We start from the raw sequence: 13,899 nt of genomic DNA, 5'->3' as shown, positions 1-13,899 counted from the left end.
GACTATGCAGGGTGTTTCTTTGTATTGCGCTTTAGGGCGCGTTGCAGCATTTGGTCAAGGGTGAGTGTTCCCGTGATGTATTCGTTCGCGTCCTTGATGAACTTATCAGAGAAAGTACCACCCTCAAGTTTGGCAGAATGGATCACTCGTTCCATGTTTTCTCGTCTTGTTAGTTGCATAATTTTCCCTAATTTTCTGCGTTCAATATATGACTAATTATAGTATTTACCAGGGGTTACTGCTAGTTTCCGGGTAATTATATTAGTCACGGCCGTGACTACTTTTCTTGCTTGAAGGTTATTTCTGTTTCGATTTGATAAAGGCTACAAAGTAGATAGATGGCTTGGACAAGCGGCCTCATGTGTTTGTATTCTGCTTGTTCTGGATCAAGGATGTGGGCATATATTTCCTCGTTGTCATCAAGTAGTTCGATCATGCTGCCAAGTGATTCAAGGAAGGACTCGAAAGATTCTTGTACCTGTTCGATTACCGGGGCTGGTGGCATAGCTCTACCTGTTAGCCATCTCCGGGCGGTGCGTTCTTGTACTTCGAACTTTCGCGCCAGATCAGCGGCGGTAAGTCCTAGTAGTGAAGATTGTAAAGAAAAGTCAGCTAACATGGATACTCCTATAAATCGTATTTCTTGGCGATTGCGGCAAATTCTGTGCTGGTTCCCTTGGGGGCGCGCTTAAAGCGTTCGATACCTAGAACGTGATTACCTGTGACCAGTTTTTTCCCTTTAAGGGTGTATGCCCAGTTATTTTTTACTATCGCGAAGGCTGTGCGGGTGTGGAAACGCCCGTTGTTTCTGGTTCCGATCCATTCCTCGAATTTTATTTTGCCTTTGTAACTAGCCGCGTTGGTGGCCGCGCTTGGCTTAAAAGTTTTCATCGCTTCTAAAATGGTTTGGTCGGCGGCGTTTTCCAGGTTGATCCCGTAGAAACTGGTGCGATTAAAGTGTTTAGAGGTGTGATGCCATTCCTCGCATTGCAATAGGTAGTGTTTTAACGCTTGAAGGCTGCAACTTTCGAGATCGGCGCGTGAGAATACGCAATTTTCATAGCCTAGAACTTGGTTTATCAAGTCTTTTTTCGTCCATTTGGATATGGGGCGTAAACCGCCTGAATATGCAGCTAGTGCATTGTTACTCATTGAATGATTAAAATATCCAGCCATTTTTAATTCCTTACTCCAGGTGGCCGGGACTTTTCCCTGACCTTCCCTACTATTATAGCAGGTATTAACTGGTTTTGTCTATTATTTAGTAGCTATTTTTAGGTTATTTTCCTTCGGGTAGGTCTAGTGGTGTGGGGTTGGCGATTTCCTGGATTATTTGGGCAGGGGTTTTCCCTTGGGTTAGTAGGTTGTTGATTTGGCGGGCGCTTTTTTCGGTTAGGTTCTCGCAGTTGAAGGTGGGGTCTTGTTCTTGCATCCGGGCGCAGACTTCTTGTTTCAAGGTTTCGTGGCGTGCGATGGTGGGGATGTAGGGGCGCGCTATGGTGTATAGACTCATTGCGGCCAGGATCAGTACCGCGATCTTGATTAGTGTTTTCCGCATGGCTTAGTTTCCTTTTATCTCGGTGGGTTCAATATGAGCGTTTTTTTCGGCTCCGGGTATTTCTCCTGCCCGGTTGTTACCGAACGCTACTAGCTGCCCGGTTTTGGTTTGTGCCCAGGTGACGTAACCTGAGCTTTCCAGGCCGGTGATCTGGTCTTTGATATTTTTTGGAAGGCTCATTTTAGTGGGGGTGAGGGCTTGCCCAGTATCTTTTATTTGGCCATTTGTGGTATCTCCCCAGCAGTAGAGGCTGGTTCCGGTGGCGGCGCAGGTGTGGGCGGCACCTAATGTTAATGCCGTGATTTCCCCTTTTCCGGTGAGTACCGCTGTTGGGGTAGCTGGCGTATCGGAAGGGGTTCCAGTTGCTTGCCCGGTATCGTTTTTACCCCAGCAGTACACGCTGGTGCCGGTAGCGGCGCAAGTGGTTGCGCGCGAGGCGGCCAGGTGGGTAATGGTTTTACCTTTCAGCTCGCTTAGCGTGTTGCTGGTGGTTTCAGGCGTGGTGGTGCCGAGTTGTCCTTGATCGTTTAACCCGCTGCAAGTGATGCCTTTACCGTCTGTTCCGGTCTGGCAGGTAAATAGGTTGGCTCCTGCCAGGTGTGAAGAATGAACGGTGCGGGTTATTATTTTGGGTTTTGGCGCAGGTGCCGCGGCCGCCGGTTTAGTGGGGGTTGTACCGTGTAGTGCCCAGCCACTGATAGCACCTAATGTGCAGGTAGCGGCCAGGACTAGGGCGGTGGCCGCTATGCGCTTTATTGGTAGGTTTTTCAGCCGGTTTTGCCGGGCGGGCTTGTATCCTAGTGCGCGGGCTTTTATGATCGCGGCTGTGCGTAGTCCTGCCTGGTTGGGGCTGGTAACAGTGATGGTGTCATCGCTGGTATGTATTTCGGCGTGGCCGTCATCATAGATTTCTATGCAGTCTTTCATGGGGTTCCTCGTCAGTAGACGTTGACGTGTACGTGGTCATAGTGTCCGGTAGTGGCGTTTTGCTTGGTCGGTCCACCGTATCCGCCGTATTGTTTCCACTTGCCACTTGATCGTGTCCAGATTTTTCCTTGCCAGATTAGGTAATGGACTTCAAGGCGTTTGGAATTATCTATTGCCCAGTTAGCGAACTCGTTGCCTCTGCGTAGTTGTTCTCCAGTGGCGGGTTTTCCAGCATCAAACATATAGTCACAGGCTGTACCTGATGGGTGCCATTTCATCGAGTCTGGCCGCCAGCATCCGATACCTTTACCGGGTTTGCCGTAGCCGGCTTTGGCAGCTTCATCATAGAAGCGTTTCATTCTTGGCGTGATTTTTCCTCCTGTGCCGGTGGGGTCAGGTATGGTGGCCGGTTCTGAGCCGGGCTTGGATGAGTCTTGCCCTCCGTCATGGACACCTCCTGCCCCTCCTAGGCCTGGTATTCCGTTAGAAAATATGGAACAAAATCCGTCTGTGGCACCACTGGTGCCAGGTTCGCTGGTGGGGTTGGCGGTTGCGCCTTTCATGAAGGGTTCAGGATTTATGGGTTTGCCGTTTTGATGAATCTCATAATGGATGTGTGCCCCGGTGACGCGGCCAGTAGATCCGGTTAATCCTATGGGGGTGCCTTTTTGTACTTGCTGCCCCGGTTTGACTAAAAATTTTGATAAGTGTCGGTGGCAGGTTTTCCAGGTTGCCCCCGCGAACTCGCCGTGGTCGATACACACGGTGTTTCCTCCGGTGCCCTCATATTTGGTATAGAGAACGGTTCCGGGTGCGGTCGCGTATTGGGGATTGCCTTCTGCTTGCGCATAATCTGTTCCGGCGTGGAGGGATTGCATCTGCCCGGTGACAGGGTGGCGGCGCGGCCCGTAGGGGCTGGTGACGTGAAGGCCTCCGGGTGCGGGCGCATCAAATTTGCCATCCCAGGCGGCAGGATTTATTGCTTTTTGAATAGCAGCCTTTAGCGCGCGCGGGTTAGTAGCTGCGCCCGCTTTTACCCCTCCACCAGCTACGCTAACGCTACTGCTAGTTGCGTTAGCATCTTTCATATAGGGCATCATCCGTTCGATTGAGCGGCGGGTTTCAGCAGGCATTTTTCCCTTTTTTTGGGGGGTGAGGTAGGCAGGCCCCGCGTTATGAGCCAGGATTACCAGTTGCCAGTCTGGAAGGGATTTCAGGTTTGCTGGTAGGTTAGTGGATCTAGCTTTGTGTACCTTGTCGAGGTTTTCTGCTGAGAGTTTTCCGCAGTATTTCGCGTGAATAAGCGGATCATAGATATTGGGTGATGATGGGGTGCCTCCGGTGAGGTGTTTCCATTCTTCTGTTCCGATTTGGCATAGCCCCATGTATCCGAGGGAGTTGCGGATTTGCGGGGTAAAGTTGGATTCGTAATACATCATGCCCGCGAAGAAATTAGCGGGTAGGCGGTGTCCTGCCCCGTCATAAGCGGCTTTTACCCACGGGATTGCTTTAGTTGGAGTTTGACCCGAGATTGCGCCACTGGCAGTGCCAGTGGCCGTACCGTCTTGGGTTTGGGTAGTGCAGTATTGGGCGGCGCTGGCAGGCAGGGCGCAGCCCACGGTTAGAAACGTGGTAAACAGTATTGCCAGGATCGTGGGGTTTTTGTGCAGGCTCATTTGTTTTCCTTCCGTAGAGATTGCCAGATGTCCAGGATTAGGCCGACACGGATTTTCCCGGTCACAAGGTCTTGGGGCGTGTACCCGAAGTGGGTGAGGGCTGTCCAGATTTGTTCTGCTTGTTCGGGGTCACGCGAGGGGATCAGCGGGGTTATCTGTTGGATTGGGGTAAGCATTTTAGATACCCCGGTCATTGATTAACGCAGCTAAGGCGGGAAATATCCATAGATGGCAGGCCAAGCCTATTAAGACCAGTAGGATTAGGGTTTGTATGATTTTTAATACCCAGTTACCGGGTAGCCGTGACCAGATTAGTTTGAACATGGGTTTACCTTCGCTAGTTCTTTAGGTATTCCTGAGTCTTTGGGTACCCAGTGATCGAAGATGTTGTGGACTATAAACCGCTCAGAGTTTCCGTATTCGGGGTGGCAGGTAGTCATTGTGAGGTAGCGGTCTTTCGCTGGCGCTTCGGGGATCAGCGGGTTTGGTTTAATAACCGATAGGTCTTGTGGGGTAACAATTCGGGTTGATTCCACTTTGTAGATAAGCCAAGCATCCTTGGTTTCAATAATGATCGGATCACCTGGTTTTAGAGTGTCTACGCGGCGAAAGTTTGAGCCGTAAGAACGGCGATGAGCAGCTACCGAAAAGTTCCCGATCTGCCCTGGCATAGCGGTATCAAGATAGTGGCCGGCTGCGCCAGTGTTTAACACGGCCGGGCTGGTTCCTTCTTTGATAGGAATGGTCATAAACCGCCAGGCCGGTACGTGCATCGTTGCAAATACTTCCCCGCCAGTTACTGCCGCGTTTTCGGGGGGCGGGGTAGTTCGTTCATCATGGGAGGTTACATCCGGGCAGGGCGCATGGAAGGCTTTTACCGCTTGGGCGGTTTGCTTTTCGGCCTGCATATCGGTGACGAAAAGATTCCATAGCGTGAACGCGGCCACGAAAATACCGATTAAAAGGATTACTTCCCCGATAGCGGTTACCGGGTCAAAGCGGGGCTTGTCCTTATCCCGATTTACTGGCAATGCTGGCGGTGCTGGCATTGCCAGTATTGCCTGTTTCGCTGGTGTGGGTGGTGGTGCTGGACGTGCAGGCACGCGGCTTGCAAATTTGCGCGCGTGTGCGCGGGCTGCCCGTTCTTTACGGTTTGTTGATCTAGGCGGGTAATGCATAGTTCTCGACCCTTTAAGGGTGGCCGCGCCAAGAAAGAGAGAGGGCTTTCTTGGCGCGGCCAGTGTGCCTATTTTTCTTATTGGATCGCGCGTTTACGGGCGTACAGCGCGGCTGCGCCCGCTCCGGTTAGTAGTAGCGCAGCTAGCAGGCTAATAATTCCGGCAGAGCCAGTTTTAGCGAGCAGACCAGGTACTACTGTTACGGTTTGCGAAACATCATCAATGTCGTGGTGTTCCACAACGTGCTTTCCGGTAGTGGTCTTGCCTTCAATAATGGTTTCAAACACTACCCAGTCGGTATTTTCACTTACCTGGCAGTTACCAGTGAAGGTCATAGCGACAGTTCCATTACCGGACTTGTCAGCCTTGAAGGTGACAGGGGAGGCGCTCATGCAATCAACAGGCTTCTTGCTGGTTTTATCCATCATTTTGCCCTCGATCGTGTAGGTGCCACCGGGGATCAAAGACTTGTATTCGACTTTGTCCTTAATGGTGATACGTCCACTGGTCACGGTCTTATCGCCATCGGCACCATCGGTCGCGGTGGTTTTAGCGTTCGGGGAATAAACCGTTTGATCTTTATCGTTGATGTCATGATGCACGATAGGTTCTTTACCTTCACGCAAAACATCCTCGAAAACAACAGTGGTTTTACCGGCTAGTAGCTCGGCCTTGACCGGAATATCAATCTCTACGGTTCCGTTACGGTGCGCAGGAGTGAACTTCTTGGTAGCGGTTACCGGCTTGCAATTCTTGCCAGTTTCAATTTTATCGACAGTTACTACCAGGTTAGAAAGCATCTTTCCGGCAGCGTCATAATCGAACTTGGAGTCCTTTACTAGGGCTGCAACCTTGTCCTTATCTAACGCGGCGATAGCTTTTTCTACCTCAGCCTTATCAGCCTTGGCCAAAATAGCGGTAAGCGCCGTCTTAGGATCAAAGCTCAACTTCGGGTCTTTCTTGAGCGCATCCTTAAACCCGTCTAGCTGGGCACCAATGGCCTTGGAATAATCCTTAACCTCGGGCTTTCCGCAGTCCTGGAAGGGTTGACCAGTTGCCTTATCCATCAAGGTTGCCTGCAAAGTGTATTCTTTGCCAGCGGCAAGCTCACGATAGGTAACGACATCTTTAATGGTCACGTTGCCTTTCAAGGGCAGGTATTTATCGCCATCGGCCTTATCGGTCGCGGTGGTATGGATACTCGGCTGCTCGGGTACGAAAGACTCTTTCGGGTCTAGCTCGCTGGTGCGCAGCGGTTCTACCCGGTCATCACCTGCAAACTCGGACACGAACACGAGGGTGCCCCGGCAGTCAATATCTTGGATATGCTCGCCTGGTGCTTCGGGGAAGTAATCCGCGATCCGGTAGTTACCGTTTTCGGCCGGGATATTCCAGGACTTGACCGGGGTCATGCCCTTAGTGATACCTTCGGCGAGCTTGGTCTTAGAAGGTACGCAGTACAGGTACTGGTCAATAGTCTTATGATCGGCCTTAATATCCCCGTAACCTGCAAAAGTGGTGTGGTTTTTCGGGAATCCTTCAACCTTTACCCAGTCATTCAGGAAGAACTTAGCATCCGAACCGGAATGTACCTTAATAACATTGTTCTTAGAGCTAATTTTACCGATGATCCGTTTTACTTGGGTTTCGGTGGCTACGGTGTAGCCGTCAGTCCAGTTAGCGTGAATCAAGTCGGGAGTTTTCTGGCTGCCTTTGTCTACTGACCATACCCAAGTGTAAAAGCCGGGCTTATCGGCCTTAACGGTCGCGGTCTGCTCACCAGGCGCGGTGAACTTCAAGCTAGTAGTAGCTACGGGCTTTGCCCCGGCAGGAACGGCCTGTGCTTTAGTGGGCAGAGTTTCGCCCATGTAGTAAACCTCGCCCTTGTAAGTCACCTCAGTATCTTTAACCCATTCGGGGTTAGCGTACTTCGGGTCAGCAAAAGCCTTAAGAGTATCAGTGATCTCACCCTTAGTAGCGGCAACCGAAGGCTCAGTTACCTTAGAGGTAGCAATCGGCTGAAAATCATAAATAACTTTCCACTCCCCACCAGGTAGCGTCACATTACGTGGATCAGGTGAGCCCTTAATCATTCGCTGGGTTCCTGCTGGCCCGGTTAATTTGGTGAGCGCGTCTTTCACCTTGTAGGTGTATGAGAAGGATACCATTCCGTTTCCGGTGGATCGCCAATTAACCGTAATCGGGCTGCCGGTGGTAGTGCCGGACAAAGTATTTTTGCCGTTGGCGGCGAAAACGGCAGGCCCCTTAAGCGTTAGCGTGTAAGGAATACCAGCAATATTCTGTCCGTCAACGTTCTTAATTCCGATGTTGTTAATGGTGCCCTCGCGTTTTCCCTCACCGGTGTGGGAAGTGGAAGTGTAAGAGTGTACACCGGAGGCTTTAGCCTCTTTCACGTATTTGACCATTAGACTTACAACGCTTGGATACTTGGCTTTTACCAAGTTCCATAGACCGTAAATATTGTTTTTAGACTTCACTTTGTTTACTTCTAGATTGAAGTGCATGAGCATGGAGATCGCTGCACGTGAGTCGGCAGTATTTACGTTTTCGTATTTATCGAGAACCCACGCGACCTGGGCAATATTCATTAGGGTGATGTCATCGCCACCGTAGTTAGTTAACCCGTTGCTTTCGGTTAGAGTTTCTTTGGTTACCGTCGCGCCAGGGCTGATTGCATTTGGCCCCAGTTCGATACACCAGACGAGTTTGCCATCCCCGGTTGGTGATTGGTGTGCGCCCAGCCAATGTGTGCCGGATGCGTCCGTAATCATGTAGCCCTGCCCGGTCGTTTTGGCGTGCGCGGGTGTGGGGCTGGTTAGTGGGATAACTAGCCCTACTATTAGAGCTAGTAGCGCGATTATCGCGCTTCGTTTCTTAGTACCAGTGTTCACTGTTACTCCTTCTATCTACTTATAGATTCCAGGGATCGTGGCAAGGCACTGTTCCTTACTGGCTTTGTGCCCCCCGGCCATTGGTCGGGGGGCACAGGTTTTTGTATCAATAAGGAGTTAGTGGAAACCCAGCACGTTCCCGTATCTATAAAGAAGCCCCGGCAAACAAAAGGGAGCCAGGGCGCAAGTAATGCGCCCTGGCTCCCTGATAGAAACTATTAACTAAATGGAATTACCAGGTATTACCGAATTCGTCACCCCCTCCGGTTATATTCCCATCGTTATCTAAATCGTTTTTATCAAAGTAGGTTTCATAGGGTTTGGGTTGGTATCCGCCTCCGGTGTTCCCGCTATTGGTGGCGGGTTTTTGGTATGCCGGCTTGGCGGGTGCCTGGTACTGGCGGGCGGGCTGCTGTGGCGCTCGCCGTGCGGGTGCTGGTGCGGCAGGTTTTTGGGGCTGCTGCACTGCTGGTTTATTCCCGCTATTGGTGGCGGGTTGTTGCGCTGCCGGTGCTTGTGCTTTAGCGGCGGCCTCAGCTTCTTGCTTGGCTTTTGCCTCAGCCTGTGCTTTTTCTTTGGCGGTTTTCTTAGCTTTCACGCTTTGACTGCTGGTTACGGCAGGTTTTTTCGGTTCAGACTTCTTAGTGTCTTGCCCGCCGCAGCCGGTAAGGCTAATAGCAATCGGGATAGTGATTAGCGCGGCCAGGATGCGCTTAGTGGTCTTGGTTTTCATGGTTATTTTTCCTTTATCTACTTGGTCGGGTCAGAGTTTATGGGGCCGGGAGGAATACTACCGGGCGGTAGCTGCTCATAAACCCTTCCATTGTTATGTTCTAATTCTACTTGTTTTGTTTGAGTTTTAATAGTGTCGGCGTACCTTATGTATTTTGAGCGCGAAAGTTTTTCGGTGCCTCATTTAGTTTGAGCGCGAAAAGTTTATTTGAATGGACTATCTGTTTTTCAGTTTCGGGTTGGGGGAATATGTCTAGTAACTGCCTTGTTAAGCAGGAACTTTAACAGAGGGCTTGCTGGGTATATTTCCTTTGGAAAAAATTTGAATATCGCAGTTTGAGTGGTTTTGGGTGGGGTCTACGGTGTCCAGGTAGTCAATAACTTGCTTTTTCGCGTCAGCTAGTTTTTCAACCTGAGTGTATTGGCCAGGTGCTATTTCTAATTCCCAGCCGTTCTCCCATGGAGTTGCCTTAACGGAGATTTTCATTTTTACTCCTTTCTATTGCTTTAAGAGCGCTCCTTGTCACTCCCGGCGATAGTAGTTTGGTTCTGAGGATTACCGATTTTATCTGACCTTTCGTCCAGACCTCGTAATCTCCCTTGTCTGGTCGCGATCCAGCGGTGACGGGGTTTTCTCATTTCCCGACTTAGGAACGCAGGGTTAAAGGGCTCTAGTAGCAGTATTTAAGGTATACTCTTAGTATGACGAGTCGTGTGACAGGTGGACTGGGGTGACTGCTTTAGTAGAGCATCATGCATTAAAGCATGGGTTGAGTGAGTCTGAAATCAAATACGCTTGGGAGGCAATCATGGCTTCGAGATTACGGGGTGATGATTCCGATCCGCCCCGGTGGATAGCTCTAGGATGGCTGCCAGATGGCAGGCTCGCGCAAATGGTTGCAGTTGAGGACGACCAAGGTAGGTGGCGAATATTTCATGCTATGACCCCGCCTACCAAAGCCTTTCTTAAAGAACTAGGGATATAAGGAACAATGATGAGCACTTTTGCTGCCATAGACGGACAAAAAATAACCGATGAGAAGCTAGCTGCCTGGGAGCGGGATTACGCACAAGGAACTTTTCCGGAAGGCGAAAGAAATCTGAGCCAGGTCATCCACGGCTCTCCGCGCTCTTTAAGCGGCGAGGGAAGTGAAACCCTATCGGTAAAAATACCGGTAGCCATGAAAAGAGCGCTGATTGCGACAGCAAAAAAACAGCAGCTCACTACCAGTGAACTGGTGCGTATCACGCTAGCCAAATCACTTGCCCAAGCATAATGCTCATCCCTGTCGCGACTAACGTTGCTTGTCCAGAATCTCGGATAAACGAATTTTTACGGCTTCATCGGCGCTGAGGGATTGTTCCGCTACCTGGCGCACGATGTCGCGGGTTCTAGGATCAGTTACCGGCATATCAGCAAGATTCATAGCAACGTCAGCAAATGCTATCGCCGCTTCTGCTGGGGTCGGGGAGTTGGCCACCTCGACATATGGTGTTAGCTGATCTTCCTGACCGCGTTCCGGCTGGGGTTCTCTGTCTTGTGGATGCATATTTTTCTGATACCTACATCTTTAGCGAGGACGCTAACGGTCTACATTGGTTACTTGGCAGCGCTCTCCGAATCTCTTTTCATGATTCGAGTCTTAGTACGTTCGACCAATTCGTTAGCGTTTATAGTTCCCTTAATATATTCGTTGGCATCATCAATGAAAACAGAAGATACTGCCTGACCTTCGAGCTCGGCAGAATGGATGGCTCTGGTAACATTTCCGCGTCTGGTTAGCTGCATGATTTATCTCCATTCCCAGATGGATGCTGCCGAACAAATTATATCATCTACCAGGGGTTACTGTCATTTTTAACCTATCTTTCGTTTGCTGTGAGGGCAGAAAAGGTTACTCTCTCCCCGAAACAGTAGCCCTAATGGACTCCGCCGAAGTTGGTTAGGGGCCAGACAATTAGCATGGCTTTACCAACAACCTGATCTTCGGACACGGTGCCGATAGCTTTAGTGCGCGAATCAACCGAAATGGAGCGGTGATCGCCCAGCACAAAGTAGCGATGTTCGGGCACTTGGTAGGGGAATTTGATATCGGTTTTCCCGATTTTGCTGCCTTTGACGTAGTTTTCACGTAAGGGCTTCTTATTGACTACGATAGTGCCGTCTTCGCGCATATCAATCCAGTCACCTGGCTGCCCGATTACCCGTTTCAACAGCACTTTATTGTTGTAGTAAAAAGCAATAATGTCTCCGCTTTGGAAGCTGGAGTGGCGGCTGGCGACCACCAGGTCCCCATCGTGCAAGGTGGGGGTCATGGATTCGCCCCGGATTTGCAGTACCGACATAAAGAAAGTGGCAACCAGGATCCCGATAGCGCTCACTACGATAACCACTTCCGCTATCCGCGCCAGCAGCCCGAAGGCGGGGCGGGCGCGAATCTTTTCCCACTGGGTTTTGACGGTAGCGGCGGCGTTGGCTATTTTTTCCCTCTGATCCGGGCGGTCAGCAGTCGACCTAGCGTTTGGCTGCGAAGAAGCTTTTTCTTCCTGGGGAGGGCGAGTGGCGGGGACTATCTCCTTTTCCCCAGTATCTTCCTGGTTGTCCCTGCTTTGCTTAACATCAGGGTTGGCAGTATCTGAGGTCTCGTGGTTATTTTTCTTCCGGGGGCGACGCGGCTCGAAATACCGGGGGTTAACCGGGCGCTCAGTATCTGCCAGCGTCTCTCTTTGAATCTCGGTCGGAATTTTTAGGTAGGAGGAAACCGCGTTGCTATTTTCAATGCGTTTGCGGCGCGCAGACCGTTTCGGCAGCCCGGAAGCGGGTTGAAAATCCCCCATGTGCTACCTCCACTCACCTTGCTGACTCATAGTGTACTGTAACTGATTCCCGCAGTTTGGCAGCGGGTTTTGCTGCTCCCTGTTGCGTATTTCCTAAGCTCCCAGGTTCTGACCCTGCCGGAGCAGGAGTTTCTTTAGTTTACAACTCGCCAGTGGCTTGTAAGAGTTAATTTTTCTTCGGCAGCTACCCTCAACCTTTTAGAAGATAGAGAAATGGGACTTCGGGGCTAAGGTGAAAAACATTAGACATGATAAAATGTTTACGTTGCTTTAATTAAGAGGGTTAAATGCAGCTGTGTCCCTTTTTTATGTATGAAAGTGCAGATAGCACAGGAAGTGAGGAATAATGGGCACTCCTATTAAAAATTATTCACGGGGGGGGGGTCAGTAGACTTTTCGCTGGCCTCTTTCTAGCGTTGGGATTGGTCGCAGCACTGTCGCTGTCCTTTGCCCAACTGGCATCGGCATCCCCCTTGCAGCCCGCCGGCTCGAACAAGGATCATCCCGCTAATAGTGACCTTGCTGCTTGTAAGCCGCAGATTACTATTACCGCTCCCGAAGGTAACCATACATACGGCGCTTATCAGCTCTTTGACGGCGATCTATCTGGCGGCAAACTAACGAACATCAAATGGGGTAGCGGGATTGAATCTGCTGCTCTACTAACAGACCTTTCAAACAGTAATATCACAAAGCTTAAGACAGTTACCACCAGTACGACAGCCTCGGAGCTGGCAAAACTGCTGGAAACCTTGACAACAGATTCCGAAAAAATGGAATTTGCCAAAGTGGCAGTGAAGCACGTTAAGGGTACTCCCGAAACCTTTGAGAAAGACGGTGACGAAGCAAGTGGATTCGAGTACACCGCCACCTTGGGAGCTGATGACCACGGCTACTACCTGGTGAAAGATACCACTAACACACCTGCGGCTCTTACTGCACCGATAGTACAGGTTTTGGGCTGTAATGTATCTGTGGCGGCCAAGGGCTCGGCGCCTAGCTCCACCAAGGAAATCAAAGAAGACTCCACCAAAGCATGGGGCAAGACTGCCGACTTTGAGATTGGTGAAGAGGCACCCTTCAAACTGACCGGTACGATGCCCAGCAACCTTGGGGACTTCACTACCTATAAATACGGTTTTACGGACTTTATCTCTAAGGGTTTCACTCTGCCCGCCGGCTTTGCCGCTAAAGATGTCAAAGTAACTGTCGGAGGAACAGCACTAACTCCGGATTCGGTAACTGCCACTCCGATTACTAACGATGATGAGGGCGCCGAATATAACGGTGGTCAAAAGATCGAAATCATGTTCAACGATCTGAAAGCCAAAGCTAAAGATGCGGGTGTTACTTTAACCGCAGACTCGGTAGTGACTGTGGAATACTCCGCGACTGTGAATGAAAATGCCGTAGTTGGTGGAATCGGTAACCCCAACAAGTCTTTCGTCGTCTATGAAAAGAATGTAAATGGTGGAGTACCTGGAAAAACCCCGCCGCAAGAGGTTTGGGCGTTCACCTATAAACTAGATACCACCAAGGTTGACTCCGGCGATGCGGACAAGAAACTAGAAGGCGCGAAGTTCCGTCTGTATAACTCGGACAAGAGCAAGAGCGCCGAGATTTCGAATGGCAAGGTCGTTAAGTGGGTTGACGGCGATGGCGGTACCGAAATTGAAACCTCTGCCGAGGGCGTTTTCAATATCACCGGTCTGGATACCGACACCTACTACCTGAAAGAGACCGTGGCTCCCTCTGGCTATAACCTGCCCGAAGGGGATGCAGCCTTCTTCAAGTTCGTTATCACCTCCACTGTGAGCGTGGATCAAGGTACCAGTAAAGGTAAGATTGACACCTTGAAAATCACCGCAGGAACTAACCCTGCTACCGATGGCAATACCACCAAGGGTTCAGTGGCGATGACTATTACCAACACCTCCGGTTCCACTCTGCCCGGAACTGGTGGCATCGGTACGGTCATCTTTACGGTAGTTGGTTTGCTAGTTATGGCCGGTGCTGCTGGCGGATTCATCTGGCGGCGCAAGCAAAACAGCTAAATAGCATAACCATCCGATCATGAA

18 protein-coding genes are annotated in these 13,899 nt (G+C 50.5%); 4 read left to right on the top strand and 14 right to left on the bottom strand.

The window, feature by feature from the left end:
- Positions 1 to 2: 2 nt before the first annotated feature.
- The 8 genes from BQ5456_RS10375 to BQ5456_RS04340 all read right to left on the bottom strand — a co-directional run bounded on the left by BQ5456_RS10375 (position 3) and on the right by BQ5456_RS04340 (position 5,210).
- Positions 3 to 179: an antitoxin VbhA family protein gene (locus BQ5456_RS10375; protein WP_159428753.1), complete on the bottom strand. Its 177-nt coding sequence runs from the start codon at positions 177 to 179 to the stop codon at positions 3 to 5.
- A 98-nt stretch (positions 180 to 277) separates the two neighbouring features.
- Positions 278 to 619, bottom strand: coding sequence for a helix-turn-helix domain-containing protein (locus BQ5456_RS04370; protein WP_071128926.1), 342 nt, complete (start codon positions 617 to 619; stop codon positions 278 to 280).
- Positions 620 to 627: 8 nt separating this feature from the next.
- Positions 628 to 1,176 carry a hypothetical protein gene (locus tag BQ5456_RS04365; RefSeq protein ID WP_071128925.1) on the bottom strand — a complete coding sequence of 183 codons (549 nt, stop codon included), beginning with the start codon at positions 1,174 to 1,176 and terminating at the stop codon, positions 628 to 630.
- A 103-nt stretch (positions 1,177 to 1,279) separates the two neighbouring features.
- Positions 1,280 to 1,558 carry a hypothetical protein gene (locus BQ5456_RS04360; RefSeq protein WP_071128924.1) on the bottom strand — a complete coding sequence of 93 codons (279 nt, stop codon included), beginning with the start codon at positions 1,556 to 1,558 and terminating at the stop codon, positions 1,280 to 1,282.
- A gap of 3 nt (positions 1,559 to 1,561) precedes the next feature.
- Positions 1,562 to 2,485 (bottom strand): RCC1 domain-containing protein, encoded by a 924-nt coding sequence (locus BQ5456_RS04355; protein WP_071128923.1) that lies wholly within the window; start codon positions 2,483 to 2,485, stop codon positions 1,562 to 1,564.
- Positions 2,486 to 2,496: 11 nt separating this feature from the next.
- A complete protein-coding gene (locus BQ5456_RS04350) occupies positions 2,497 to 4,161 on the bottom strand; it encodes a VldE C-terminal domain-containing protein (RefSeq protein ID WP_071128922.1) in 1,665 nt (554 codons plus the stop codon).
- Positions 4,158 to 4,337, bottom strand: coding sequence for a hypothetical protein (locus tag BQ5456_RS04345; RefSeq protein WP_143037020.1), 180 nt, complete (start codon positions 4,335 to 4,337; stop codon positions 4,158 to 4,160). The genes BQ5456_RS04350 and BQ5456_RS04345 overlap by 4 nt, the downstream gene beginning before the upstream one ends.
- A gap of 135 nt (positions 4,338 to 4,472) precedes the next feature.
- Positions 4,473 to 5,210 carry a class E sortase gene (locus BQ5456_RS04340; RefSeq protein ID WP_071128920.1) on the bottom strand — a complete coding sequence of 246 codons (738 nt, stop codon included), beginning with the start codon at positions 5,208 to 5,210 and terminating at the stop codon, positions 4,473 to 4,475.
- Here BQ5456_RS04340 and BQ5456_RS10645 point away from each other — a divergent pair.
- Positions 5,192 to 5,326 carry a hypothetical protein gene (locus tag BQ5456_RS10645; RefSeq protein ID WP_268872097.1) on the top strand — a complete coding sequence of 45 codons (135 nt, stop codon included), beginning with the start codon at positions 5,192 to 5,194 and terminating at the stop codon, positions 5,324 to 5,326. The two genes, BQ5456_RS04340 and BQ5456_RS10645, sit on opposite strands and share 19 nt — an antisense overlap.
- 90 nt (positions 5,327 to 5,416) lie before the next feature.
- Here the strand turns inward: BQ5456_RS10645 and BQ5456_RS04335 are convergent, their stop codons facing one another.
- From BQ5456_RS04335 to BQ5456_RS04325, 3 genes are all read right to left on the bottom strand, one after another.
- Positions 5,417 to 8,251: a VaFE repeat-containing surface-anchored protein gene (locus BQ5456_RS04335; protein WP_071128919.1), complete on the bottom strand. Its 2,835-nt coding sequence runs from the start codon at positions 8,249 to 8,251 to the stop codon at positions 5,417 to 5,419.
- A 232-nt stretch (positions 8,252 to 8,483) separates the two neighbouring features.
- Positions 8,484 to 8,984, bottom strand: a complete 501-nt coding sequence (locus tag BQ5456_RS04330; RefSeq protein WP_071128918.1) for a hypothetical protein — start codon at positions 8,982 to 8,984, stop codon at positions 8,484 to 8,486.
- A 267-nt stretch (positions 8,985 to 9,251) separates the two neighbouring features.
- The gene (locus tag BQ5456_RS04325) at positions 9,252 to 9,470 is read right to left on the bottom strand and encodes a hypothetical protein (protein ID WP_071128917.1); all 219 of its coding nucleotides are present in this window, start codon (positions 9,468 to 9,470) and stop codon (positions 9,252 to 9,254) included.
- 244 nt (positions 9,471 to 9,714) lie between these two features.
- On the opposite strand from BQ5456_RS04325, the gene BQ5456_RS04320 reads away from it, so the two are divergent.
- The gene (locus BQ5456_RS04320) at positions 9,715 to 9,969 is read left to right on the top strand and encodes a hypothetical protein (RefSeq protein ID WP_071128916.1); all 255 of its coding nucleotides are present in this window, start codon (positions 9,715 to 9,717) and stop codon (positions 9,967 to 9,969) included.
- A gap of 9 nt (positions 9,970 to 9,978) precedes the next feature.
- Positions 9,979 to 10,260, top strand: coding sequence for a hypothetical protein (locus BQ5456_RS04315; protein WP_071128915.1), 282 nt, complete (start codon positions 9,979 to 9,981; stop codon positions 10,258 to 10,260).
- Between the two features lie 18 nt (positions 10,261 to 10,278).
- On the opposite strand, the gene BQ5456_RS04310 is transcribed toward BQ5456_RS04315, so the two are convergent.
- From BQ5456_RS04310 to lepB, 3 genes are all read right to left on the bottom strand, one after another.
- Positions 10,279 to 10,533, bottom strand: a complete 255-nt coding sequence (locus BQ5456_RS04310) for a hypothetical protein (RefSeq protein WP_071128914.1) — start codon at positions 10,531 to 10,533, stop codon at positions 10,279 to 10,281.
- A 50-nt stretch (positions 10,534 to 10,583) separates the two neighbouring features.
- Positions 10,584 to 10,772 (bottom strand): antitoxin VbhA family protein, encoded by a 189-nt coding sequence (locus tag BQ5456_RS04305; RefSeq protein ID WP_071128913.1) that lies wholly within the window; start codon positions 10,770 to 10,772, stop codon positions 10,584 to 10,586.
- A gap of 131 nt (positions 10,773 to 10,903) precedes the next feature.
- The gene (lepB, locus tag BQ5456_RS10095) at positions 10,904 to 11,821 is read right to left on the bottom strand and encodes a signal peptidase I (RefSeq protein ID WP_083378352.1); all 918 of its coding nucleotides are present in this window, start codon (positions 11,819 to 11,821) and stop codon (positions 10,904 to 10,906) included.
- A gap of 422 nt (positions 11,822 to 12,243) precedes the next feature.
- On the opposite strand from lepB, the gene BQ5456_RS04295 reads away from it, so the two are divergent.
- On the top strand, positions 12,244 to 13,875 hold the full coding sequence (locus BQ5456_RS04295) for an isopeptide-forming domain-containing fimbrial protein (RefSeq protein ID WP_143037019.1): 1,632 nt from the start codon (positions 12,244 to 12,246) through the stop codon (positions 13,873 to 13,875).
- Positions 13,876 to 13,899: the final 24 nt, after the last annotated feature.

The sequence above is a fragment of the Varibaculum massiliense genome (genome assembly GCF_900106855.1).
GTDB classification, from domain to species: domain Bacteria; phylum Actinomycetota; class Actinomycetes; order Actinomycetales; family Actinomycetaceae; genus Varibaculum; species Varibaculum massiliense.
Note: the sequence above shows the minus strand (reverse complement) of the source record. Positions and strands in the feature narration are given on the sequence as shown.